21 protein-coding genes are annotated in these 22,655 nt (G+C 66.9%); 17 read left to right on the top strand and 4 right to left on the bottom strand.

Features of this window, described 5'->3' with window-relative positions; genetic code table 11:
* Positions 1 to 160 precede the first annotated feature (160 nt).
* The 4 genes from obgE (at position 161) to ychF (ending at position 3,255) form a co-directional block, all read left to right on the top strand.
* Positions 161 to 1,210 carry a GTPase ObgE gene (gene obgE, locus SPHI_RS05740; RefSeq protein WP_076743916.1) on the top strand — a complete coding sequence of 350 codons (1,050 nt, stop codon included), beginning with the start codon at positions 161 to 163 and terminating at the stop codon, positions 1,208 to 1,210.
* Entirely contained in the window at positions 1,195 to 1,446 is a 252-nt protein-coding gene (locus SPHI_RS05735; RefSeq protein WP_076743915.1) for a hypothetical protein, read from the top strand. The genes obgE and SPHI_RS05735 overlap by 16 nt, the downstream gene beginning before the upstream one ends.
* A gap of 61 nt (positions 1,447 to 1,507) precedes the next feature.
* Entirely contained in the window at positions 1,508 to 2,092 is a 585-nt protein-coding gene (locus SPHI_RS05730) for a TIGR02466 family protein (RefSeq protein ID WP_076743914.1), read from the top strand.
* 62 nt (positions 2,093 to 2,154) lie between these two features.
* Positions 2,155 to 3,255 (top strand): redox-regulated ATPase YchF, encoded by a 1,101-nt coding sequence (gene ychF, locus SPHI_RS05725; RefSeq protein WP_076743913.1) that lies wholly within the window; start codon positions 2,155 to 2,157, stop codon positions 3,253 to 3,255.
* A gap of 143 nt (positions 3,256 to 3,398) precedes the next feature.
* On the opposite strand, the gene dnaA is transcribed toward ychF, so the two are convergent.
* Both dnaA and SPHI_RS05715 read right to left on the bottom strand, forming a co-directional pair.
* Positions 3,399 to 4,784 (bottom strand): chromosomal replication initiator protein DnaA, encoded by a 1,386-nt coding sequence (gene dnaA / locus SPHI_RS05720; protein ID WP_076743912.1) that lies wholly within the window; start codon positions 4,782 to 4,784, stop codon positions 3,399 to 3,401.
* 458 nt (positions 4,785 to 5,242) lie between these two features.
* Complete coding sequence (locus SPHI_RS05715; protein WP_233130707.1) at positions 5,243 to 6,208, bottom strand: MDR/zinc-dependent alcohol dehydrogenase-like family protein; 966 nt, start codon at positions 6,206 to 6,208, stop codon at positions 5,243 to 5,245.
* A 74-nt stretch (positions 6,209 to 6,282) separates the two neighbouring features.
* Here SPHI_RS05715 and SPHI_RS05710 point away from each other — a divergent pair, with 74 nt between their 5' ends.
* The gene (locus SPHI_RS05710; RefSeq protein ID WP_076743910.1) at positions 6,283 to 6,801 is read left to right on the top strand and encodes a DUF1003 domain-containing protein; all 519 of its coding nucleotides are present in this window, start codon (positions 6,283 to 6,285) and stop codon (positions 6,799 to 6,801) included.
* 7 nt (positions 6,802 to 6,808) lie between these two features.
* Here the strand turns inward: SPHI_RS05710 and SPHI_RS05705 are convergent, their stop codons facing one another.
* The gene (locus tag SPHI_RS05705) at positions 6,809 to 7,399 is read right to left on the bottom strand and encodes a histidine phosphatase family protein (protein ID WP_076743909.1); all 591 of its coding nucleotides are present in this window, start codon (positions 7,397 to 7,399) and stop codon (positions 6,809 to 6,811) included.
* Positions 7,400 to 7,605: 206 nt separating this feature from the next.
* On the opposite strand from SPHI_RS05705, the gene SPHI_RS05700 reads away from it, so the two are divergent.
* From SPHI_RS05700 to SPHI_RS05665, 8 genes are all read left to right on the top strand, one after another.
* Complete coding sequence (locus SPHI_RS05700) at positions 7,606 to 8,724, top strand: NAD-dependent epimerase/dehydratase family protein (RefSeq protein WP_076743908.1); 1,119 nt, start codon at positions 7,606 to 7,608, stop codon at positions 8,722 to 8,724.
* On the top strand, positions 8,721 to 9,794 hold the full coding sequence (locus SPHI_RS05695; protein ID WP_076743907.1) for an SDR family NAD(P)-dependent oxidoreductase: 1,074 nt from the start codon (positions 8,721 to 8,723) through the stop codon (positions 9,792 to 9,794). Before SPHI_RS05700 ends, SPHI_RS05695 begins: the two co-directional genes overlap by 4 nt.
* A complete protein-coding gene (locus SPHI_RS05690) occupies positions 9,794 to 10,897 on the top strand; it encodes a glycosyltransferase family 4 protein (RefSeq protein WP_076743906.1) in 1,104 nt (367 codons plus the stop codon). The genes SPHI_RS05695 and SPHI_RS05690 overlap by 1 nt, the downstream gene beginning before the upstream one ends.
* Positions 10,894 to 12,006 carry a CgeB family protein gene (locus SPHI_RS05685; RefSeq protein ID WP_076743905.1) on the top strand — a complete coding sequence of 371 codons (1,113 nt, stop codon included), beginning with the start codon at positions 10,894 to 10,896 and terminating at the stop codon, positions 12,004 to 12,006. The genes SPHI_RS05690 and SPHI_RS05685 overlap by 4 nt, the downstream gene beginning before the upstream one ends.
* A complete protein-coding gene (locus tag SPHI_RS05680; protein WP_076743904.1) occupies positions 12,003 to 13,091 on the top strand; it encodes a CgeB family protein in 1,089 nt (362 codons plus the stop codon). Before SPHI_RS05685 ends, SPHI_RS05680 begins: the two co-directional genes overlap by 4 nt.
* Positions 13,088 to 15,172: a bifunctional glycosyltransferase/UDP-glucuronate decarboxylase gene (locus SPHI_RS15445; protein WP_083719825.1), complete on the top strand. Its 2,085-nt coding sequence runs from the start codon at positions 13,088 to 13,090 to the stop codon at positions 15,170 to 15,172. Before SPHI_RS05680 ends, SPHI_RS15445 begins: the two co-directional genes overlap by 4 nt.
* Before the next feature lie 10 nt (positions 15,173 to 15,182).
* A complete protein-coding gene (locus tag SPHI_RS15090) occupies positions 15,183 to 15,338 on the top strand; it encodes a hypothetical protein (RefSeq protein ID WP_198927819.1) in 156 nt (51 codons plus the stop codon).
* An 87-nt stretch (positions 15,339 to 15,425) separates the two neighbouring features.
* A complete protein-coding gene (locus tag SPHI_RS05665) occupies positions 15,426 to 17,384 on the top strand; it encodes a hybrid sensor histidine kinase/response regulator (RefSeq protein ID WP_198927818.1) in 1,959 nt (652 codons plus the stop codon).
* 106 nt (positions 17,385 to 17,490) lie between these two features.
* Here SPHI_RS05665 and SPHI_RS05660 read toward each other — a convergent pair whose 3' ends face one another.
* Complete coding sequence (locus tag SPHI_RS05660) at positions 17,491 to 18,567, bottom strand: alkene reductase (RefSeq protein ID WP_076743903.1); 1,077 nt, start codon at positions 18,565 to 18,567, stop codon at positions 17,491 to 17,493.
* A gap of 64 nt (positions 18,568 to 18,631) precedes the next feature.
* Here SPHI_RS05660 and SPHI_RS05655 point away from each other — a divergent pair, with 64 nt between their 5' ends.
* The 4 genes from SPHI_RS05655 to feoB all read left to right on the top strand — a co-directional run bounded on the left by SPHI_RS05655 (position 18,632) and on the right by feoB (position 22,649).
* Positions 18,632 to 19,543, top strand: coding sequence for a DMT family transporter (locus SPHI_RS05655; RefSeq protein WP_076743902.1), 912 nt, complete (start codon positions 18,632 to 18,634; stop codon positions 19,541 to 19,543).
* Between the two features lie 139 nt (positions 19,544 to 19,682).
* Positions 19,683 to 20,342: a COQ9 family protein gene (locus SPHI_RS05650; protein ID WP_076743901.1), complete on the top strand. Its 660-nt coding sequence runs from the start codon at positions 19,683 to 19,685 to the stop codon at positions 20,340 to 20,342.
* Between the two features lie 194 nt (positions 20,343 to 20,536).
* A complete protein-coding gene (locus SPHI_RS05645; protein ID WP_076743900.1) occupies positions 20,537 to 20,791 on the top strand; it encodes a FeoA family protein in 255 nt (84 codons plus the stop codon).
* 1 nt (position 20,792) lies between these two features.
* Positions 20,793 to 22,649, top strand: a complete 1,857-nt coding sequence (feoB, locus tag SPHI_RS05640) for a ferrous iron transporter B (RefSeq protein WP_076743899.1) — start codon at positions 20,793 to 20,795, stop codon at positions 22,647 to 22,649.
* The last annotated feature ends 6 nt before the right edge of the window (positions 22,650 to 22,655 follow it).

The following is a 22,655-nucleotide window of genomic DNA, read 5'->3' as shown; positions in this document are numbered from 1 at the left end:
CGTATCGCCCATCCCCCCGACAACCCCGACTTGATCCGGGGTCCCGCTTCTTCTTTTACCAACCTCCTAAGAAGCCGCATCGTCGGTCGCGGCTTTCCGCCGCGCCGGCCGGGCGCGCTCCCGTGTCGCTTTAGTTTCACTAAAGCGTTAGGAGCGCGCCATGCATTTTCTCGATCAAGCAAAGATTTTCGTCCGTTCGGGCGCCGGCGGCCCCGGTGCAGTCAGTTTTCGGCGCGAAAAGTTCATCGAATATGGTGGCCCGGATGGCGGCAACGGCGGCAAGGGCGGCGACATCATCTTCGAGGCAGTCGCCGGGCTCAACACGCTGATCGACTTCCGCTACACCCAGCATTTCCGCGCGGAGCGCGGCCACGGCGGTTCGGGATCGAACCGCACCGGCGCGGGCGGCGAGGACTTGGTCATCAGGGTGCCGGTCGGCACGCAGATCCTGGCCGACGATGACGAACGCACGCTGCTGCTCGACCTTACGGAGGTGGGCCAGCGCGAGATATTCCTGCGCGGCGGCGACGGCGGGCGCGGCAACGCGAGCTACAAGACGTCGACGAACCGCGCGCCGCGCCAGCACGGCACCGGCTGGCCCAATGAGGAGGCCTGGGTCTGGCTGCGGCTCAAGCTGCTCGCCGACGCTGGCCTTGTCGGTCTTCCCAATGCCGGCAAGTCGACCTTCATCAACGCCGTTACCAACGCGCAGGCGAAAGTCGGCGCTTATGCCTTCACCACCACGCGCCCGCAGCTTGGCGTCGTCAGGCACAAGGCGCAGGAGTTCGTCATTGCCGACATCCCCGGCCTGATTGCGGGCGCGGCGGAGGGCGCCGGCATCGGCGATCGCTTCCTTGGCCATATCGAGCGCTGCCGTGTGCTGCTTCATTTGATCGACGCGAACGACAAGGATGTGGCCGAAAGCTATCGCATCGTGCGTGACGAACTGGAGGCTTATGGCGCGGGGCTCGACGACAAGCCGGTGGTGATTGCCCTCAACAAGATCGACACGCTGGACGACGAACTCGTCGCCGCCCTGTCGGCCGAGCTTGAAGAGGCGAGCGGCGCCGAGGTCATCCCACTGTCGGGCGCAAGCGGCACGGGGGTCGATTGGGTGCTAGACAAATTGCTGGAGGCGATCGGCCCCGATCACGCGGCGGTGTCGGACGACGACGAAGGCGAGGAGCCGGTGGAGTGGTCCCCGGTCTGATCCGCACCCCTCTTGTGCGCCGGGCTGCCGCTGCGGCGGCGCTTGGCGCGCTTGCCGTGGCAGCGCCGCGTCTGGCGCTGCTTGCTGCGGTGCTGCTCTCGATCTGGTGGGTCGCGCGACGCGACAATGATGTCGGCACCTGGGGTGTGCTGTACGTCCTGCTGCTGCTGATCGTCACGGTGCTGGTGTTGCTGGTCGCTGGTCTCGCGCTGATCCACCGGGCGATTGGCGGCTGACGACAGCACTTCGGCGCCTCGCGCGCTTGGCAACCCACGGCCCGCACCTTACCCCGCAGCCATGACCACGCGCGCCCTCTTCCCGACCCTCTTCTACGAAGGCCAGCTCGGCGACGAGTCGCTTGTGGAGGAGCTCGAAGCCTCCGTCCGAGCGCTGGCGAGCGACGACACCGCCGGCAAGCGCTGGTCAAAGGACCATGGCTATCGTGGCTACACCTCCTACGCCTCGCTCGATGATCTGCCCCAGCGCGACCCCGCCTTCGCCGACCTGAAGCGCCACCTTGATCGCCATGTCGCGCGCTTCGCCGCCGATTGCGGTTTCCAGCTCGGCGGCAAGAAGCTCAAGCTCGACAGCTTGTGGGTGAATTTGCTCAAGCCCGGCGGCGCCCACTCGGGCCATATTCACCCGCACAGCGTCGTATCGGGCACGATCTACGTCACCGTTCCGCCCGGCTCGGGCGCGCTCCGGCTCGAAGATCCGCGGCTCGGGCTGATGATGGCCGCCCCGCCCCGCGGCGACACCTTTGTCCATGCCGAACCAGCGCCCGGCACCATCTTCCTGTGGGAAAGCTGGCTGCGCCACGAAGTGATGCAAAGTACCGCCAAGAGCGATCGGATCAGCGTCAGCTTCAACTACAAGTGGTAAGGGTGGCGCGCACCGATCGCGCGGACTAAAGCCCCCGCCACACCGAATATCAAGGATATGACATGGGTTTCCGCTGCGGCATCGTGGGCCTGCCCAACGTGGGCAAGTCCACCCTCTTCAACGCGCTGACCGAAACGGCCGCGGCGCAGGCGGCGAATTACCCGTTCTGCACGATCGAGCCGAACGTCGGCAATGTCGGCGTCCCCGATCCCCGGCTTCAGAAGCTGGCCGAGATCGCCAAGTCGGCCAAGATCATCGAAACGCAGCTCGCGTTTGTCGACATCGCCGGCCTGGTCCGCGGCGCGTCCAAGGGCGAAGGGCTCGGCAATCAGTTCCTCGGCAACATCCGCGAAGTCGACGCGATCGTCCACGTGCTGCGCTGCTTCGAGGACGGTGACGTCACGCACGTCGAGGGCAAGGTGGATCCGATCGCCGACGCTGAGACGGTCGAGACCGAGCTCATGCTCTCCGACCTCGAAAGCCTCGAAAAGCGCGTGCCGAACCTCGTCAAGAAGGGGCAGCAGGGCGACAAGGAAGCCAAGATCGGCGCCAGCGTGCTGGGGCAAGCGCTGGAGCTGCTGCGCGACGGCAAGCCCGCGCGCCTGACCCAGCCCAAAGACGTAGAGGAAGCGCGTGTCTTCGCCCAGGCGCAGCTGATCACCGCCAAGCCGGTGCTCTATGTTTGCAACGTCGACGAGGGCGACGCGGCGAACGGCAACGCGCTTTCCGCACGCGTGTTCGAGAAGGCCGCGGCCGAAGGCGCCGAGGCGGTGGTCGTCTCCGCCGCGATCGAAGCCGAGATCGCCACCATGCCGGCTGAGGATCGCGGCGAGTTCCTCGCCGAGTTGGGCCTCGAGGAAACCGGCCTCGCCCGCGTCATCCGCGCCGGGTACAAGCTGCTGAACCTCCTCACCTTCTTCACCGTCGGCCCCAAGGAAGCGCGCGCCTGGACGGTGCCCGCCGGCTCTAAGGCACCGCAGGCCGCCGGCGAGATCCACACCGATTTCGAACGTGGCTTCATCCGCGCCGAGACGATCGCGTTCGACGATTACGTGGCGTTCGGCGGCGAAGCCGGCGCGCGCGACGCCGGAAAGCTGCGCCAGGAAGGCAAGGAATATGTTGTCCACGACGGCGACGTGATGCTCTTCCGCTTCAACGTCTAACGAAAGTCTCCCTCTCCCCGCTTGCGGGGAGAGGGTCGGGAGAGGGGCAGTCACGAGCGTCACGCCCCAACACTGCCCCTCTCCCGACCTCGCCTACGGCTCGGCCACCCTCTTCCCCGCTTGCGGGGAGAGGGAGTTTGAGGTCACCCCTCCAGCTCGCGCATCAGCGCGCGCACCGCGCCGTCCACATCGCGATCGGTGTCGCGCAACTCCTCGATCCGGCGCACCGCATGGATCACCGTTGAGTGATCCCGCCCGCCGAACTTGCGCCCGATCTCGGGCAGGGAGCGGGTGGTCAGCCGCTTGGACAGGTACATGGCGATCTGCCGCGGCCGCGCCACCGCGCGTGCGCGTCGCGCCGACACCAGATCCACCGGCTTCAGGTCGAAATGGGTCGATACCAGCTTCTGAATCTCGTCAATCGTCACGTGGCGTTGGCTGCCGCGCAGCACGTCGCCCAGCGTCGTCACCGCGAAGTCGAGGTCCAGCGTTTCGCCGGTCAGTTGCGCATAAGCGATGACGCGGTTGAGCGCGCCTTCCAGCTCGCGGATGTTGCCAGTGATCCGCCCCGCCAGCATGTCGAGCACCTCAGCCGGCACCTTGGCGTCGAGATCGGCCACCTTCCGCTCCAGCACCGTGCGGCGCAGCTCCAGCGACGGCGCCTTGATGTCGGCCACCAGCCCTACGGCCATACGGCCAACGATGCGCTGTTCGATCCCGTCCAGCGCCTGCGGACAGCGATCGGCGGAAATCACCAGCCGCTTGCCGGCGCTCATGATCTCGTTGACGGTGTGGAAGAATTCTTCCTGGGTCGCATCCTTGCCGGCGATGAACTGCAGATCATCGATCAGCAACAGGTCCGCTGAGCGCAGCCGCGTCTTGAACGCAAACGTGTCGCGTGCCCTGAGCGCGGCGACGAAGTCATACATGAAGCGCTCCGCCGACATGGCGATCACGCGTGCACCTGGCTCGGCCGCCATGAAGGCGTGGCCGATCGCGTGCATCAGGTGGGTCTTGCCCTGGCCCGTGCCCGAATGGAGAAACAAAGGGCTGAAGCGAACCGGACCGGGTTCGGCCAGCGCCCTGGCGGCGTTGAACGCGACCTTGTTGGACCCATCCACCACGAAGCGGTCAAAGGTGTAGCGCGGCTCAAGCGCAGGGCGCTCGAGTTCGTCGGCAGCAGGCGCGATTGGCGCCACCGCTGCGGCAGGCACCGCACTCAACGCGATCACCGCAGCGGTTGCGCGCGTCGGGGCAGTCTCCACCTCGACCGAGCGGACGTGCGGCAGGATCGCGCGGAACTCGTGAAACAGCCGCTCGGCATAATGGCTGCGCACCCAGTTGGTCGCGAACGCCGACGGCAGCGTCAGCCGCACGCGATCGGCGTCGCCCGCTTCGTCGAGCTGCATGGGCTTTAGCCACTGGTCGAACAGCCGCACCCCCGCGGACTCGCGCAGATTGGCGCGCACCCGCGCCCAGGCTCGTGCCTTGTCACTGTCGTCAGCAATTCGATCGTGTGACAACGGCACGCGCACTTCTCCTCGGGCCGCGACAAGGGGTCGCAGCCGTGGTTCGACAAAATATAACTGTCCCCCGATGTGGCCCCCGCCACAGCCGGCTACGACGATGGTTCGTTTGAGCGCCGCTGGCAGAAGGCCGCGGCGACTGATCACGGTTTAGGAACAGGGCGGTGAGTCGATCAAGTCCGGCTCCTGCCACATTTCCGAAATATACCGCCTTGACTCGATCCGGGCCGCGCAAATGCGTGGAAAAAAGTGATAAGTGGTTGTTACTTATGGATAATACTCGAAATCGCACCGGCAGCGTGGAGCGCGAATCGCGGTTGATCCTAGTGTTTATGAGCGGCCCGTTTTTGTTCCGTAACGTGCTCCGAAATTGGCGCTGAGCACTTCTCCAGACGCTAAGTCATTGGCGAACAAAGCAGTGGCGGCGCGACGTGAAAATACCTCACGCCGCGCCACTTTCTTCAGCGCATCGTAACCAGTGCCTTTACGAAGCTCCCTGGCTTGTCGCGCGTCGCCGCCAGCGCCTCCCCAAGCTGCTCCAGCGGATAGCGGCCGGTGTAGAGCGGCGTCGGATCGAGTCGCCCGCTCGCCACGAGATCGATCGCTTCCTTCAGGCCACGCAGCTGCACCGCCGGGTCGCGCTCATGCGCATTGACCACGTCGATGCCCTTCCAGTTCCAATTCTGCACGTTGACCTGCCGCGGCCCGTCCTGGTGATAGCCGGCGATCACCAGCCGTCCGCCAAAGCCGATCAACTCGCCGGCGAGGTCCAGCGGCCATTGCTTGCCCACCGCCTCGATCACGCGCGGGCAGAAGGCGCCGCCGGTCAGCTGCCCGACCTCGCCGATGATCTTGTAATGATCGATCATCGGGATCGTCACTTCCGCCCCGAAGCGCTTGGCGAGTTCGAGCGATTCGTCGCGCCGCGAGATTGCGATCACCCGCGCCCCCGCCTCGCTCGCCAGCCGCGTCAGGATCGCGCCGAGGAATCCGATCCCGATGATCGCCACCCACTGCCCCGCCTCCACCTGCGCGCGACGAAAGATGTTGACCGCACAGGCGATCGGCTCGCCCGGGAACGGCTGTCCTGCAAGCGCCTCCGGTAACGGCACCACTTTCTCCACCGGGGCCACGTCATAGCCCGCGAAGGCCCGTTCGGAGAGCATCGTCACGCGCGTGCCGGGCGCCATCTCGACCCCCTGCCCGACTGCGTCCACCACGCCCCAAGCCTCATGCCCCAGCCCCCCCGGCGCGCCCGGCCAGCTTGACCAGGGCTGGCCCTCCCACGGCTCGATGTTGGAGGCGCATACGCCGCACCCCTCCACCTTTACCCGAACTTCGCCCGGACCGGGCTGCGGCACCGGCACCTCCTCGATCCTGATCTCGCCCGGACCCTGGAGTACCGCCGCCTGCATGGTTCCCGTCACGTTGCCGCCTTTCGTTGAAACTTGGATGATCTGGGTTGCTGCACCCAAAATGTGGACCGGGCGTTGCGCCCAACATGGCCGAACCCATCATGACCGATCCCACAATGACGCGGACGCTGCGCGACAATATCGAACGGTTGAGCGACCGTGCCGAGCAACAGGCGAAGGACGCCCCGCTGGGGGACCGGCTGGCCGACGCGATCACGCGCTTTGCCGGCTCGATGCGCTTCGTTGCGCTTCATGCCGCGCTCTTCGGCGGCTGGATCGTCTGGAACCTCGGCTGGATCCCCGGCCTCGAGCCTTTCGACCCGACCTTCGTGGTGTTGGCCATGGAGGCGTCGGTGGAGGCGATCTTCCTTTCGACCTTCGTCCTCATCTCGCAAAACCGCATGGCCGCGGCCGCCGATCGTCGCGGCGACCTCGATCTCCACATCTCGCTGCTCGCCGAACACGAGCTGACCCGGCTTGCCGGCATGATCGAGCAGATCGCCGAAAAGGTCGGGGTAAGCAGCGATCCCGAGATCGACGAAATCAAGCGCGACGTGTCGCCCGAGCAGGTGCTCGACGCGCTTGAGCAGAAAAGCACCGACTGATCCGTCGTCATGCTGCGCGGACGTTCAGCGACAGCAGCCGCCCGCCCCAGTTACCGACGACCAAACTAGTGATCGATCCGGGATCGACATCGAACGACAGGATGCGATCGAGCGACAGCCCGATGTAATGCGCCACCACGCCGCGGATGATGTCGGAATGCGAGACGCAGACGATCGCGCCCGGCCAGTCGCGCTGCCCCATCCCGTCGAGGTGCGCGACGGCGCGCACCACCGCGTCGGTCATCCGCTCGCCACCCGGCACCTGGGCGGTCGAGCGCGCCGCGTTCCACCGCTCCCACTCGGGATCCCCATCGAGATCGGCGATCACTCGCCCTGTCCAGCGGCCGAAATCGACCTCATCGATTGCTGAAACCACGTCGGGAACGAGGCCAAACGCATCCGCGATTACCTGCGCCGTCTCCCGCGTGCGCCGCTGCGGGCTGCACTGCACCAGAGCCACGTCGCGCAGCCGCCCAGCCGCCCAGGCCGCCTGTTCCTGGCCGATCGGTGCCAGCCCGTGATCGCCCCCGCGCCCTGTGAGAATTCGTCCGGCCTCGGCATGCGCGCCATGCCGCACGAGATGAATCGTCGCCGTCAACCAGCCCCCGCTTTTTGCAGCTATATTGAAGATGCCGCCTGAACGGATCGCGCGGAGCGGCGTTCCGAATAAACCACTTAACCTGGATCAACAAGTCATATCGTTTCCGAAATCAGCGGAACCAAGGGTAGATGAAGATGTTCCTGCTTCCGAGGGGCCGCTCCGTAAGCGGGCGGAAAACCAGAACAAACACGAAGCGGGGATTGATGACCGAACAAGTTCTGATCACGGGCGGCGCCGGATTCATCGGCCGCTTCGTTACCGACGAATTGCTCCGCCGCGGTAATCGCGTGCGTATCCTCGACAGCCTCCTGCCGCAAGTCCACGGCGACAGCGGCGAGCGCCCTGCCAATCTCTCACCCGATGCCGAACTGATCGTCGCCGACGTGCGCGACGGCGACGCGGTGGCGAAAGCGCTGGACGGCGTCGACAGCATTATCCACCTCGCCGCCGAAGTCGGCGTCGGCCAGTCGATGTACGAGGTCGAACGCTATACCTCGGTCAACGATGTCGGCACCGCGGTGCTGTTCGAACGCCTGATCGACAAGCCCGTGCGCCGCGTCGTCACCGCCTCGTCGATGAGCATTTACGGCGAGGGCCTGTACCGCGACGCTGACGGCAAGCTCGTCGAGGATGCGGCGCGCGGCATGATCCGCGACGGCATGCGCCAATGGGATCCGACCGACGCGCAGGGCCGCCCGCTCACCCCCGTGGCCACCCCCGAGACCAAGCGTCCCGCTTTGTCCTCGATCTACGCGCTGAACAAATATGTGCAGGAGCGCACCACCCACATCATGGGCGCGCCCTACGGCATCGAAAGCGTCTGCCTTCGCCTGTTCAACGTCTATGGTCCCGGCCAGGCGCTCTCCAACCCCTACACCGGCGTGCTGGCGATCTTCGCCTCTCGCCTGCTCAACAAACAGCGCCCGATGGTGTTCGAGGATGGCGAGCAGCGCCGCGACTTCGTCCATGTCGGCGACGTCGCCCGCGCCTTCGCCGATGCGCTGGTGCTCCCGGAAGCGGTCGGCGGCACCTTCAACGTCGGCTCGGGCCATGACCGCTCGGTCACCGAAGTCGCCGAAGCGCTCGGCCGCGCGATGGGGCAGAATGACGCTACGCCCGAGATCGTCGGCAAGGCCCGCGTCGGGGACATTCGCCACTGCTTCTGCGACACCTCGCTCGCGGCCGAGAAGCTGGGCTTCCGCGCCACCGCCGATTTTGAGACCGAGCTCGCCGTCCTCGCCGATTGGGTCGCTCAGCAGACCGCCGAGGACAAGGTCAGTCACGCACGCGCCGAACTCGAGAAGCGCGGGTTGGTCGCATGAGCAGCGACAAGCCCATCCTCGTCACCGGCGGCGCGGGCTTCATCGGCAGCAATATCGCGCACCGCCTCGCCGGCGAGGGCCATCGCGTCATCGTCTATGACGCGCTGGTCCGTGAGGGCGTGAAGCGCAACCTCGAATGGCTCAAGGCCAATCACGGCGACAAGATCGACGTGCGCACCGCCGACATCCGCGACGAAGCCGCGATGACGGCGGCGGTGCAGGAATCGCAGGCGGTGTTCCACATGGCGGCGCAGGTCGCCGTCACCACCAGCCTGGTCGATCCGCGCGACGATTTCTCGATCAACATCACCGGCACGCTCAACGTGCTGGAGGCCGCGCGTCAGTCCGAGACGCCGCCCGCGGTGATCTTCGCCTCGACCAACAAGGTCTATGGCGATCTCATCGATCTCGCCTTTGACGAAACCGACAACGGCTATCAGCCGGTCGATCCGCTGGTGAACGCCTTCGGCATCGGCGAGGCGCGCCCGCTCGATTTCCACACCCCCTACGGCTGCTCCAAGGGCGCCGCCGACCAGTACGTTCTCGATTACGCGCGCAGCTATGGCGTGCCGAGCGCCGTGCTGCGCATGAGCTGCATCTATGGCGAGCGCCAGATGGGCACCGAGGATCAGGGCTGGGTCGCCCACTTCCTGATCCGCGCGCTCGAAGGCCGTGCGATCGACATCTACGGGGACGGCCACCAGGTCCGCGACATCCTCGAGGTGAACGACGCGGTCGACACCTATCTCGCGCTATGGCGCCAGATCGACCAGCACAGCGGCCACGTCTTCAATCTCGGCGGCGGCCCTGACAATGCCGTCAGCCTGCGTACCGTGCTGGCCGAGATCGAGACCGTCGTCGGCCGTCCGATCGACCTGCGCTTCGGCAGCTGGCGCGCGGGGGACCAGCGCTACTTCGTCGCCGATCGCCGCGCGGCGGAAGAAGCGCTCGGCCTCGCCAAGCCCACCGACTGGCGTACCGGCCTGCGTCGCCTTGCCGCCTGGCTCTCGGAGGAACGCGGCCTGCCGCTTGGCACGATGGAGCGGCCAACGCTCAAGGTGGCGGTTTGATGCGCGGGAGCCCGCGGCGCATCCTGATGACGGTTGATGCGGTGGGCGGCGTGTGGCGCTATTCGGTTGATCTCGCCGAGGCCCTCGCCGACGCCGGCGTCGCGACGATCCTCGCCGTCCTCGGCCCGGCGCCGTCCGACGCACAACGTGCCGAAGTTGCCGCCATCCCCGGCGTGACGCTGGTGGAAACCGGTGAGCCGCTGGATTGGCTCACCGATGATGCCGTCGCCGTGCAGCACGCTGCCGCTACGATCGCGGCGCTGGCAACGGTGCACCGCGCCGACCTTCTCCACGTCAACCAGCCAGCGCTCGCCGCCGCGCTCCCCGGCGACCTGCCGACCATCGTCGTCGCGCACGGCTGTGTCGCGACCTGGTGGGAAGCGGCGCGCCCGGGCACGCCGCTTGATCCTAAGTTCCAATGGCACCGCACGCTCGCCGCACAGGGCCTGCGCCGTGCCACCCGCGTCGTCGCCCCTAGCGAAAGCTACGCCCGCACCGTTGCGCGCGTCTATGGCCTGCGCGAGGACCCGATTGCGATCCACAACGGCCGCGCCACGGCGCCAGCCGCGCCCGGACGGATGCGCCACATCGCCTTCACCGCCGGTCGGCTGTGGGACGACGTGAAGCGCACGCCCCTGCTCGACGCCGCTGCCAGCCGCATCGCGGCCCCGCTTTACGCCGCCGGCCCGACGCGCGCGCCGCACGGTGGATCGGTCGCGGTAGAAAATCTTCACCTGCTCGGGGACCTCACGCCGAAAGGCATGGCGGCGATGCTTGCCACTCAGCCGGTGTTCGTCTCCGCTGCCTCGTTCGAGCCGTTCGGGCTCGCGGTGCTCGAAGCCGCACAGGCCGGTTGCGCGCTTATCCTGTCCGACATCGATACGTTCCGCGAGCTGTGGGACGGCGCCGCCCATTTCGTCGAGGGCGCCGATCCTGCCGCCTGGGCCGATGCGATCGCCGCCGTGCTCGGTGACGATACGCACCGTGCGGCGCTCGGCGCCGCCGCCCAGGAACGCGGCGCACGCTACACCGTCCAGGCCACCGCAGACGCGATGCGCGCGCTCTACGCCGATGCCTTCACCAGCGAGAGGGTCGCGGCATGAAGATCGTCTATTTCACCCACAGCCTCGCCTCCTGCTGGAACCACGGCAACGCGCATTTTCTGCGCGGCGTGCTCAGCGAACTGGTGGCGCGCGGCCATGAGGTGGTCGCCTACGAACCCGAAGGCGCCTGGAGCCTCGCCAACCTCCTCGCTGACCACGGAGAAGAAGGCCTCACCGCCTGGCGCGACAGCTATCCCGAGCTTTCGACCACCACTTACACCCCCGGCACGCCGCCGGAGCAGCTCACCGACGGCGCCGACCTCGTCATCGTTCACGAATGGAACGATCACGCGCTAGTCGCCACGCTCGGCACCCTGCGCAAGCGCGGCGCCCGCTTCACCCTCCTGTTCCACGACACGCACCACCGCTCCGTCAGCGAGCCGGAGTCGATGAGGGCCTATGACCTCTCGGGCTACGACGGCGTGCTGGCGTTCGGCGAAACGCTGAGCGAAATCTACCGTACTTGGGGCTGGGGCAACCGCGTCTGGACCTGGCACGAAGCCGCCGACCTCCGCCGCTTCCACCCGCCGCAGGAGGAGGGCGAGCGCCAGGGCCTCGTCTGGATCGGCAATTGGGGCGACGGCGAACGTACCGAGGAACTCGAACGCTTCCTCTTCGCCCCCGCGCAAGACGCCAAGCTCCCGCTCGACATCTACGGCGTCCGCTACCCCGACGCGGCGAAGGCGACGCTTCAGCGCTACGGCATCCGCTATCACGGCTGGGCACCCAATGCCGCCGCGCCGGGGATCTTCGCGCGCCACCTCGCCACCGTCCATGTGCCGCGCCGCTACTACGCGACCATCCTTCCCGGCATCCCGACGATCCGCGTGTTTGAGGCCATGGCCTGCGGGATTCCGCTCGTGTCTGCACCATGGGACGACGCTGAAGGCCTGTTCACCCCCTGGCGCGACTATCTCGTGGCCCGCGACGGCCCGGAAATGACCAGGCATTTGACTGCCCTGCGCGACGATGCGGGCCTGCGCCAATCGCTCGTCAAGCACGGTCTCGCCACCATCAAGGCGCGCCACACCTGCGCCCACCGCGTCGACGAGTTGCTGGCCATCGTCGCCGGCCTCCACGCGGACACCCCAACGAAAGAAGCCGCATGAAGATCGCCTTCTACGGATCGAGCCTACTGTCCTCCTACTGGAACGGCGCCGCCACTTATTACCGCGGCATTCTCAAGGCCTTGGCTGCACACGGCCACCAGATCACCTTCTACGAACCCGACGCGTTCGACCGCCAGCAGAACCGCGACATCGACCCGCCGGAGTGGGCGACGTCGGTGGTCTATCCCGCGACCACCGAAGGCCTGAGCGCCGTCCTCGCCGAAGCCCGCCGCGCTGACGTGGTGGTCAAGGCCAGCGGCGTCGGCGTATTCGACGCCGAACTGATCGCCGGCATCGTCGAGCACGCAAGTCCCGACGCCATCAAGATTTTCTGGGACGTCGACGCCGCCGCCACGCTCGACGAGATCCGCGCCGATCCCGCCCACCCCGTCCGCAACGCGCTGCCGCACCTCGACATGGTCCTCACCTACGGCGGCGGCCCACCCGTCGTGGAGGCCTACGAAGCGCTCGGCGCCGCACGCTGCATCCCCGTGTACAATGCGGTCGATCCGGACACCCACCACCCGGTCGCGCCCGACGATCGCTTCGCCTGCGACCTCGCCTTCCTCGGCAACCGCCTGCCCGATCGCGAAGCTCGCGTGGAGCAATTCTTCCTCGCCGCCGCCGCCGCTTTGCCCGAGCAGAGCTTCCTGATCGGCGGCAGCGGCTGGCACGACAAGCACATGCCCGCCAACGTCCGCCACCTCGGTCACGTCGGCACCGCCGACCACAACGCCTTCAACTGCACGCCCCGCGCCGTCCTCAACATCGCCCGCGATTCGATGGCCGCAGTCGGCTTCTCCCCCGCCACCCGCGTGTTCGAAGCCGCCGGCGCCGGCGCCTGCCTCATTACCGATTATTGGGAAGGCATCGAACAGTTCCTGATCCCCGGCGAGGAAGTGCTCGTCGCCCGCACTGGCCAGGACGTCGCCGACCTGCTCGCCGACCTCACCACCGAACACGCCCGTGCGATCGGCGACGCCGCCCGCAAGCGCGTCCTCGCCGAGCACACCTATGAGCTGCGCGCCAAACAGGTAGACGAACTGTTCCGCACCCACGCCGCCACCGCGAAGGTGGCCGCATGAAGCTCGTCGTCCTCGGCCTCAGCCTCGGCTCCTCCTGGGGCAACGGCCACGCCACCACCTGGCGCGCGCTTCTGTCGGGCTTTGCCGCACGCGGCCATGACATCCAGTTCCTCGAGCGTACTGTCCCCTGGTACGCCGGCGACCGCCGCGATCTCGTCGATCCCGACTTCTGCCGGCTCGACTATTACGCCGACCTCGCCGACCTGGAGAACTGGCGAGACACGATCGCCGACGCCGATGCGGTGCTCGTCGGCTCCTACGTCCCCGAGGGAGTCGAAGTCGCCAAACTCGTTCAGGCGACCGCCAAGGGCGTCACCGGCTTCTACGACATCGACACGCCCGTCACGCTCGCGAAGCTCGATCGCGGCGATTACGAATATCTCTCGCCCGAGGTGATCCCCGGTTTCGACCTGTACCTGTCGTTCACCGGCGGCCCGACGCTCGAGCGGATCGAACGCCAGTATGGCGCCAAGGCCGCCCGCGCGCTCTACTGCACCGTCGATGCCGAGCGATACCAGCCCCAGAACACGCCCAAGCGCTGGGCGCTCAGCTACCTCGGCACTTACAGCGACGATCGCCAGCCGACGCTTGAGAAACTGCTGATCGAGCCGGCACGCCGCCGCCCCGATCTTCAGTTCGCCGTGGCCGGCCCGCAATATCCGGACACGATCGACTGGCCGGCCAACGTCACCCGCATCGATCACCTGCCCCCCGCCGATCACCCGGCGTTCTACAGCGAATCGCGGATGACGCTGAACGTCACCCGCGCGGACATGATCGCTGCCGGCTGGTCGCCCTCGGTGCGCCTGTTCGAGGCGGGCGCCTGCGGCACGCCGATCCTGTCCGATCGCTGGGACGGCATCGACGACCTGTTCGAACCCGGCCGCGAGATCATCCTTGCCGACACGACCGAACAGGCGCTCGCCGCACTCGACCGGGACGCCGCCGCGCTTGGCGAAGCGGCCCGCGCCCGCGTCCTCGCCGCGCACACCGCGCAGCACCGCGCCGAGCAGCTCGAAACTTACCTCACCCAAGCCGCAAGGCCCCACCCCAGCCGGAGCAAGCCCCGCATGGATAACAACAACGCTCCCGTCACCGTGGTTGCCGGCGGGGCCGGCTTCATCGGTTCGCACCTCTGCCAGGCACTGCTCGATCGCGGCGAGACCGTGCTGTGCCTCGACAATCTCCAGACGTCGCGGGCGAGCAACCTCGACGATCTGATGGATCACCCGCGCTTCAGCTTCGTGAAGGCTGACGTGATCGACAAGCTGCCGCCCGAGGTGACCCACCTCACCAGCCGCATCACCCGCGTCTACAATCTCGCCTGCGCCGCCTCTCCGCCGCACTATCAGGCCGATCCCGAGCACACGATGCTCACCTGCGTGCTTGGCACCGATCACCTGCTGCGCCTCGCCGAACAGAGCGGGGCCCGCTTCCTGCTCACCTCCACCAGCGAGGTCTATGGCGACCCGGAGGTTCACCCCCAGCGCGAGGATTATCGCGGCGCGGTGAGCTGCACCGGCCCACGTGCCTGCTACGACGAGGGCAAGCGCGCGGCAGAAGCGATGGCGCTCGATTTCGCCCGGCTCGATCGCGCGGACGTTCGCATCGCGCGAATCTTCAACACCTATGGCCCCCGCATGCACCCCGACGACGGGCGCGTGGTCTCCAACTTCATCTGCCAGGCGCTGTCGGCCGACATGATGACGGTGTACGGCGACGGCAGCCAGACGCGCAGCTTCTGCTACGTCAGCGACATGGTCGCCGGCCTGATCAGCCTAATGGACAGTGACACGGTAGGCGCGGAGCCGGTCAACCTCGGCAACCCCAACGAGCTTACCGTCGGCGATCTCGTCACGCGCATCGTCGCGATGACGGGCACCAAGGCCCGCGTCCACTATCAGCCGCTGCCCGTCGACGACCCGCGCCGCCGCAAGCCCGACATCACCCGCGCCAAGGATCTGCTCGGCTGGACACCGATGGTCGCGCTTGAGGACGGCCTGTCGCGTACCTGCGCCTGGTTCGCGGAGGAATTGCGGCAGACGGATCGAATGCCGCTGCTGTCGGTTGCCGCTGAATAAGGAGAGCGGCATGGACAAGAACGGCACGACCGAAACCAAGCGTCCCAATCTGTCGACGGAGCACCAGAAGGATGGAGACGCAATGCGTCCCTCCGACACGCTCGACAAGGGGCAAGGCAACGAGCAGACTATCGAGCGCAAGACGTCGCTGACAAAGAACGAATGAGAGCGTTGTCTCGGGGGTCGCCCAAGGGTGATCCCCAACCATTTTCATTGCGAAGCGGGCAGTAGCCTCATACCCCTGCCCCCAGCAATGAACCCGCCCCGCACCAAGCACTTGCTCGCAATGGATAATGAGCGGCGTTTCCAGCTCCTGCTGGATGCGGTGCATGATTACGCCATCTACCTGCTCGACGCCGACGGCTTCGTGGCCAGCTGGAACGCCGGCGCGCAGCGCTTCAAAGGTTATGCCGCCGACGAGATCATCGGCGAGCATTTCTCCCGCTTCTATACGCCCGAGGATCGCGCCACCGGCTTTCCCGGTCGCGCGCTGCGCATCGCCGCTGAACAGGGCCGGTTCGAGGCCGAGGGCTGGCGCGTGCGCAAGGACGGCACCCGCTTTTGGGCCAGTGTGGTCATTGATCCGGTTCGCGATGAAAGCGGCACGCTGGTCGGCTTCGCCAAGGTGACGCGCGACATCAGCGACAAGAAGGATGCCGAACGCGCCCTCTTCCGCAGCGAACAGAATTTTCGTCTGCTCGTCGAAGGCGTGCGCGATTACGCCATCTACCTGCTCGATCCTGCCGGCAACGTGTCGAGCTGGAACACCGGCGCCGAGGCAATCAAGGGCTACAAAGCGGACGAGATCGTCGGCCAGCATTTTTCGCGTTTCTACACGGAGGCGGACCGCGCTGCCGAAGAGCCCGCCGCCGCCCTGCGCACGGCGCTGGCGCACGGCAAGTTCGAAAAAGAAGCACTTCGCGTGCGCAAGGACGGCAGCACGTTCTGGGCGCATGTCGTGATCGATCCGATCCATGACGACGCGGGCGTGCTCACCGGCTTCGCCAAGATCACGCGCGACGTCACCGATCGCCGTCGCGCACAAGAGGAACTTGACCAAGCGCGCGAAGCGCTGGCGCAAAGCCAGAAAATGGAGGCGATTGGGCGCCTCACCGGCGGCGTCGCCCACGATTTTAACAACCTGCTTACGGTGATTCGCTCTTCAGCCGATCTGCTGCAGCTGCCCAACATCACCGAAGAAAAGCGCCAGCGCTACATAGCCGCAATCGCTGAAACCGCGGATCGCGCCGCTCGGTTGACGGGGCAGTTGCTTGCCTTTGCGCGTCGCCAGCCACTGGAGCCCGAGACGTTTTCGGTCGGCGATCAGCTGCGCGGGCTCGAACCGCTGATCGCCACTACCGTTGGATCGCCTGTCGCCATCGACATCCAGGTGCCCGAAGACATCGGCGCGGTTACCGCTGATCCCGATCAGTTCGAGGCTGCAGTCCTCAACATCGCGATCAACGCCCGCGATGCCATGCCGCAGGGCGGCACGCTGCGCATTTCTGCCCGCAACGCCCTTCATGTGCCCGCCGTCCGCCGCCACGCTGCGGTTGAGGGGGAATTCATCGCCGTCGAGATCGCCGACACCGGCACCGGCATGGATGAAGACACACTTTCGCGGATCTTCGAGCCTTTCTTTACCACCAAAGCCGTCGGCAGGGGCACCGGTCTAGGGCTCAGCCAGGCGTTTGGTTTCGCCAAGCAATCGGGCGGCGAAATTGCGGTGGAAAGCCGCCCCGGCAAGGGTAGCGCCTTCACCATCTATCTTCCCCGGACTCCAGTTGGCGCAATGGTCGGCGGCAGCGACGATCACGCGGCGGTGCCGCGCCCGCATCTGCCCACCCAGCGCGTCCTGCTGGTCGAGGACAATGAGGTGGTCGGCCGCTTCGCACTGTCGCTGCTCGAGGAACTCGGCCAGACGGTAGTCTGGGCGCCCAATGGCGAAGCCGCGCTCAAGACGCTGGAGGCGGAAGATGGCGCCTTCGACCTCGTCTTCACCGATGTGGTGATGCCGGGGATGACCGGCATCGAACTCGCCAAGGAGATTGATCAACGCTGGCCGGGGCGCCGCATTGTGCTCACCAGCGGCTACAGCCACGTGCTGGCGGAGGAAGGCAGCCACGGCTTCCCGTTGCTGCGCAAACCCTATTCGATCGGCCGGCTGATGGAAGTGCTCGGCGTCGCCCCAGCCGAGGAGCGCGAGGCGTAATCGCTCCCGATCGGAGCATCATCGACGCGCAGACCAGAGCTCATGCCGAGGTAACTTTAGGGTCGTTGAGCGCCGCCCGCTCACAAGCGAGGCGGCGCCCTGACGATCAAGCCGCCTGTGCTTCGTGGGCAGGATAATCGATATAGCCCTCCGGCCCCTTCGAATACCACGTCTTGGGATTGTCCTGCGTCAGCGGCACGCCCTTGCGCAGCCGCTCGACCAGATCGGGGTTGCCGATAAACGGCCGCCCGAATGCGATCGCATCCGCAATGCCTGAATCCAGATCAGCCTGTGCCTTCTCGATCGTATAATCCTGGTTCAGCACCAGCGGGCGCGTGAACGCCTTGCGGATCTGCGGCGAGAGCTTGGGCACGCTCGACGCGCCGAACGTCCCCTCGGGCGATTGCTCGCGCAGTTCCAGGAAGGAAATGCCCAGCTCGTCCAGCGCCTTGGCCGCCGGCACGAACACCGCCTCGGGATTGCTGTCGTCGGCGCCCTGCGTCTCGCCATTGGGTGACAGGCGGATCGAGGTGCGCTCCGCACCCGCCACCGCGATCACCGCCGACACCGCTTCCTTCATGAAGCGGATGCGGTTCTCGGGCGAGCCGCCGTATTCGTCTTCGCGCAAGTTGGTGTTGTCGCGCAGGAACTGGTCGATCAGATAGCCATTGGCGCCGTGCAGCTGCACGCCGTCGAACCCGGCTGCCAGCGCGTTGCGTGCGGCCTGCGCATATTGCTCCACCGCTTCCTTGATCTCGGCGATCGTCGCGGCCCGCGCCTCGCCATAAGGGTTCTTGTCGGGGATCGGATACGGCGCTCGCGTCGCCGATGCCGACAGCGGCTGCAGCTTGTTTACATCGGGGCGGGCGAGCCGGCCCTGGTGCCACAATTGCGCGATGATCTTGCCGCCGGCCTCATGCACCGCCTCGGTGATCGGCTTCCACGCCTCGACCTGCGCGTCGTTCCAGATCCCCGGCGCATGCGGCCAGCCCAGCCCTCGGCGACTGATCCCGGTCGCTTCGGAGATGATCAGCCCCGCACCGGCGCGCTGGCGATAATATTCGATCATCATCTCGGTGGGCACGTGATCGGCGTCAGCGCGGGTGCGCGTCAGCGGTGCCATCAGCACGCGGTTGGCGGCGCGGATGGCACCCAGTTCGATCGGGTCGAAAAGGCTTGGCATTCAGAACTCCCCTCGGTTGCATCTTACAACGGGACTTGCCCGACGTAGGTGGTTACGGGGCAGCATGCACGAGGCACAGGCCACAAGAAAAGCTGTATCGCACCAAAGCGGGGGCGCACTCGCCTTTGCCGCGCTGATCGTCGGCAACATCGCGCTCGCCTTCGGGCCGTGGTTCGTGCGCCTCAGCGACGTCGGCCCGGTCGCCGCCGCTTTCTGGCGAATCAGCCTGGCGACGCCGCTACTGCTCGCGCTCGCGGTGATGACGGGCGGGCGACCGATCGCCAGTGCCCGCGGGCTCGGCTGGGTGCTCGCCGGATCCGGCCTGCTGTTCGCGGGCGATCTCGCTAGCTGGCACGTCGGCATCCTGCATACCAAGCTCGCCAACGCCACCCTGTTCGGCAATGCCGCGACCTTCGTCTTCCCGCTCTACGGCTTCCTCGTCGCACGTGCCTGGCCGACGCGCATGCAGGGCGCGGCACTGGGCCTCGCCGCGATCGGCGCCGCGCTGCTGATGGGCCGATCCTATCAACTCGCGCCCGAAAACCTGCTCGGCGACCTCATGTGCCTGTTCGCCGGCATCCTCTACGCCGGCTACTTCATTTTGATGGCCCGCGCCCGCACCAGCATGGCGCCGCTGCCGGCGCTCGGCCTGTCCTCCGCGACGGCGGCGCTGCCGCTGCTGGTCGCCGCGCTGCTGCTCGGCGAGAGGATCATGCCGGGCGTCTGGACCCCGCTCGTCGCGCTGTCGCTGCTCAGCCAGGTGATCGGCCAGGGGTTGATGATCTACGCGCTGGGCAAGTTCAGCCCGCTCGTCATCGGCCTGGCACTCCTCACCCAGCCGGTGGTCGCCGCGACGGTCGGCTGGCTCGCTTACGGCGAGACGCTGGGTATCGCGGACGTCATCGGCGCGATCCTGGTCGCGATCGCGTTGGTCCTCGTTCGCATCGCGCCCGAACGGCGCGTGGCAACGTCGTAGCACGTCCAGCCAAGCCGTTCGCACTGAGCCTGCCGAAGTGCGGGTGACAAAGCGCCACGTCCCCGACACGCCCTTCGACATGCTCAGGACGAACGGAAGAGATGGTGCCCTGAGCACATTTGGCGCGTATAAGCCCCACATGACCGATCCCGCCGATCTCACCCTTGACGAAATCCGGAGCCAACTCGCGCCCGCGATCGCGGAAAATGCCGCGTTCGACGGCTGGGGCGAAGCCGCGCGCGACATGGCCGCCGATCTCGCTGGCATCGACCGCGATGTCGCGGCGCTCGCCTATGAAGGCGGCGCGCTGGCGATGATCGACGCCTGGTTCGCGCACATCGACATGGAGATGCTCGCCGACCTACCGCCCGAGCACCTCGCTGCGATGAAGATCCGCCAGCGTATCACCGCCTTGGTCGAAGCGCGCCTCGCCGCCATCGCTCCGCACCGCGAGGCGCTGCGCCGCGCGATCGCGATCCTCGCCATGCCGCAGAACCTGGCTGCCGCCGCCCGACTCGGCTGGCGCAGCGTGGACACGATGTGGCGCGCTGCTGGTGACACCGCGACCGACTATAATCATTACACCAAGCGCGCGATGCTGCTCGCCGTCTATGGCGCCACGGTCACCGTCTTCCTCGATGACGAGAGCGAAGGCCACACCGACACGCGCGCCTTCCTCGCCCGCCGCATCGACGACATCATGCGCTTCGAAAAGGCCAAGGCCGGGATGACCCGCCGCGCGCAGCGTCGCCCCAGCCTTAGCCGCTTCGTCGGCCGCCTGAGGTATCCGGTGGTCTAACCTCCCCGGAACGGGGAGGGGGACCATGCGAAGCATGGTGGAGGGGCGTCGCCCCAAACGCCCCGCTCTCGTGCCTCCGGCAAGCGGCTCGTGTGCGGAAGCGCCCCTCCACCACGCCGCTTTGCGGTGCGGTCCCCTCCCCGTTCCGGGAGGATTTAATTGATAATCGTTCGCAGCGAGGCTAAGGCGGACCCGTGCTCGCTCCTGCTTCCCTCCCGCTCGAATCGCTTCCCGTCCGCCGGCCCGCGACCATCACCACCATCGCCTGGGATCGCCTCGCCGCTCCCGAAGCCCGCCGCTTGCGCGAATTCGGTTTCGAAGTGGGCGTGCACGTCGAGATCCTCCATCGCGCCGCCTTGTTCCGCGGCCCCGTCGCCTGCCGCATCGGCCGCATGACGGTCGCCCTGCGCCGCAATGTCGCCGCCGCCATCACCGTGATGGCGGATTGACATGAGCATCCTTCCGCTGGTCGCACTCGTCGGCAATCCCAATGCCGGCAAATCCGCACTGTTCAACGCGCTCACCGGTGCGCGGCAGAAGGTCGGCAATTATCCCGGCGTCACCGTGGAGCGCCACTCGGGTCGCCTCGCGCTCGACGACGGTCGTCCGATCGAGCTGGTCGACCTGCCCGGCACCTACAGCCTCGATCCCTCCTCCCCCGACGAGCAGGTCACGCGCGACGTGCTGTTCGGCAAGCAGGCGGGCGAGCGCCGTCCCGACGCGCTGATCGTCGTGGTCGATGCCGCCAATCTCGATCTCCACCTCCGCTTCGCGCTCCAGCTGATCGCGCTCGGCCTGCCGGTGGTCATCGCGCTTAACATGGTCGACCTCGCCGAGCGTGACGGCCTCACGTTGTCGCCCGAGGCGCTCTCGCGCGAGCTCGGCGTGCCCGTCATCCCCACGGTCGCAGTCCGCAAGCGCGGCCTCGACGTGCTGCGCGCCGCGCTCACCGCCGCGGTCGAGGGCAGCGCCACCCGCGCGCCGCGCGACCCGTCCGCCGCCGACCAGCCGATCGCCGCGCTCCAGCGCCGCGCACGCGAACTGTCGAAGGCGGCCACCCTTTCCGAGACCCCGACGCGCCGCTGGAATCACGCGCTCGACACGGTCGCGCTCCACCCGGTGGCCGGCCCGATCCTGCTCGTTGCGCTGATGTTCGTGATGTTCCAGGCGGTGTTCAGTTGGTCCGAAGCGCCGATCGGCTGGATCGAGGGTGGCTTTGCCGCGCTCGACGAGGCGATCCGCGGCGCGTTGCCCGACAATCTCCTGCGTTCGATGCTAACCGACGGTCTCATTGCCGGCGTGGGTGCGGTGGTCGTCTTCCTGCCGCAGATCCTGATCCTCTTCACCTTCATCCTGGTGCTGGAGGCGTCGGGCTACATGGTCCGCGCGGCATTCCTCATGGATCGCATGATGGCCGGCGTCGGCCTGTCCGGCCGCGCCTTCATCCCGCTGCTGTCGAGCTTCGCCTGCGCCGTTCCCGGCATCATGGCGACCCGCACGATCAGCGACGAGAAAGACCGGCTGACGACCATCCTGATCGCGCCGCTGATGACCTGCTCGGCGCGCTTGCCCGTCTATACGATCATCATCGGCGCCTTCATCCCCAACACCGCGGTTGCCCCCGGCGTCGGGTTGCAGGGGCTGGTGCTGCTCGGCCTCTACATCGCCGGCATCCTTGGTGCCTTCGTCGCGGCGCTGGTGCTGCGCCGTACGGTCACCAAGGGCGATTCCTCGGGCTTCATGATGGAGATGCCCAAATATCAGATGCCGCGCTTGTCGGACATCGCGATCGGGCTGTGGAGCCGCGCGCTGATCTTCCTGAAGCGTGCCGGCACGATCATCGCCGCCACCACCGTGGTCCTGTGGCTGCTCCTGAGCTTCCCCCAGGCGCCCGAAGGCGAGAGCCAGGTCAATTATTCCGTCGCCGGCCGCATCGCCAGCGGCATTGAGGTCGTGGTCGCGCCGATCGGCTTCAACCGCGACATCAGCCTGGCGCTGATCCCCGCCATGGCCGCGCGCGAAGTCGCGGTGGCAGCGATCGGCACCGTCTATGCCATCGATGACGTCGAGAATGCGGCGGGTGAGAAGAGCATCATCGACAATCTCCAGCACCGCTGGTCGCTGCCCACCGCGCTCGCCTTCCTGATGTGGTTCGTCTTTGCGCCGCAATGCATCTCCACGATCGCGATCACCCGGCGCGAGACCAACGGGTGGAAGTGGCCCCTGTTCATGGTTGGCTATCTGTTCGCCGCCGCCTACATCATGGCCGGAATCACATACTGGCTCGCGGTCGCCGCGGGCCTCTAGGGGCAG

Origin of the sequence: Sphingomonas jeddahensis, from assembly GCF_001981525.1 — a bacterium.
Classification (GTDB): Bacteria; Pseudomonadota; Alphaproteobacteria; order Sphingomonadales; family Sphingomonadaceae; genus Sphingomonas; species Sphingomonas jeddahensis.
The sequence above is the reverse complement of the archived record's forward strand: the minus strand, read 5'-3'. Positions and strand labels throughout refer to the sequence as shown.

What these genes read in the sequence shown, in the direction of transcription:
- SPHI_RS05685 (WP_076743905.1), top strand. Translation starts at nt 10,894, where the DNA reads ATGAAGATCGTCTATTTCACCCACAGCCTCGCCTCCTGCTGGAACCAC.
- SPHI_RS05700 (WP_076743908.1), top strand. Translation starts at nt 7,606, where the DNA reads ATGACCGAACAAGTTCTGATCACGGGCGGCGCCGGATTCATCGGCCGC.
- SPHI_RS05655 (WP_076743902.1), top strand. Translation starts at nt 18,632, where the DNA reads ATGCACGAGGCACAGGCCACAAGAAAAGCTGTATCGCACCAAAGCGGG.
- SPHI_RS05710 (WP_076743910.1), top strand. Translation starts at nt 6,283, where the DNA reads ATGGCCGAACCCATCATGACCGATCCCACAATGACGCGGACGCTGCGC.
- ychF (WP_076743913.1), top strand. Translation starts at nt 2,155, where the DNA reads ATGGGTTTCCGCTGCGGCATCGTGGGCCTGCCCAACGTGGGCAAGTCC.
- SPHI_RS05660 (WP_076743903.1), bottom strand. Translation starts at nt 18,567, where the DNA reads ATGCCAAGCCTTTTCGACCCGATCGAACTGGGTGCCATCCGCGCCGCC.
- SPHI_RS05665 (WP_198927818.1), top strand. Translation starts at nt 15,426, where the DNA reads ATGAACCCGCCCCGCACCAAGCACTTGCTCGCAATGGATAATGAGCGG.
- SPHI_RS05680 (WP_076743904.1), top strand. Translation starts at nt 12,003, where the DNA reads ATGAAGATCGCCTTCTACGGATCGAGCCTACTGTCCTCCTACTGGAAC.
- feoB (WP_076743899.1), top strand. Translation starts at nt 20,793, where the DNA reads ATGAGCATCCTTCCGCTGGTCGCACTCGTCGGCAATCCCAATGCCGGC.
- obgE (WP_076743916.1), top strand. Translation starts at nt 161, where the DNA reads ATGCATTTTCTCGATCAAGCAAAGATTTTCGTCCGTTCGGGCGCCGGC.
- SPHI_RS15445 (WP_083719825.1), top strand. Translation starts at nt 13,088, where the DNA reads ATGAAGCTCGTCGTCCTCGGCCTCAGCCTCGGCTCCTCCTGGGGCAAC.
- SPHI_RS05650 (WP_076743901.1), top strand. Translation starts at nt 19,683, where the DNA reads ATGACCGATCCCGCCGATCTCACCCTTGACGAAATCCGGAGCCAACTC.
- SPHI_RS05695 (WP_076743907.1), top strand. Translation starts at nt 8,721, where the DNA reads ATGAGCAGCGACAAGCCCATCCTCGTCACCGGCGGCGCGGGCTTCATC.
- SPHI_RS15090 (WP_198927819.1), top strand. Translation starts at nt 15,183, where the DNA reads ATGGACAAGAACGGCACGACCGAAACCAAGCGTCCCAATCTGTCGACG.
- SPHI_RS05690 (WP_076743906.1), top strand. Translation starts at nt 9,794, where the DNA reads ATGCGCGGGAGCCCGCGGCGCATCCTGATGACGGTTGATGCGGTGGGC.
- SPHI_RS05730 (WP_076743914.1), top strand. Translation starts at nt 1,508, where the DNA reads ATGACCACGCGCGCCCTCTTCCCGACCCTCTTCTACGAAGGCCAGCTC.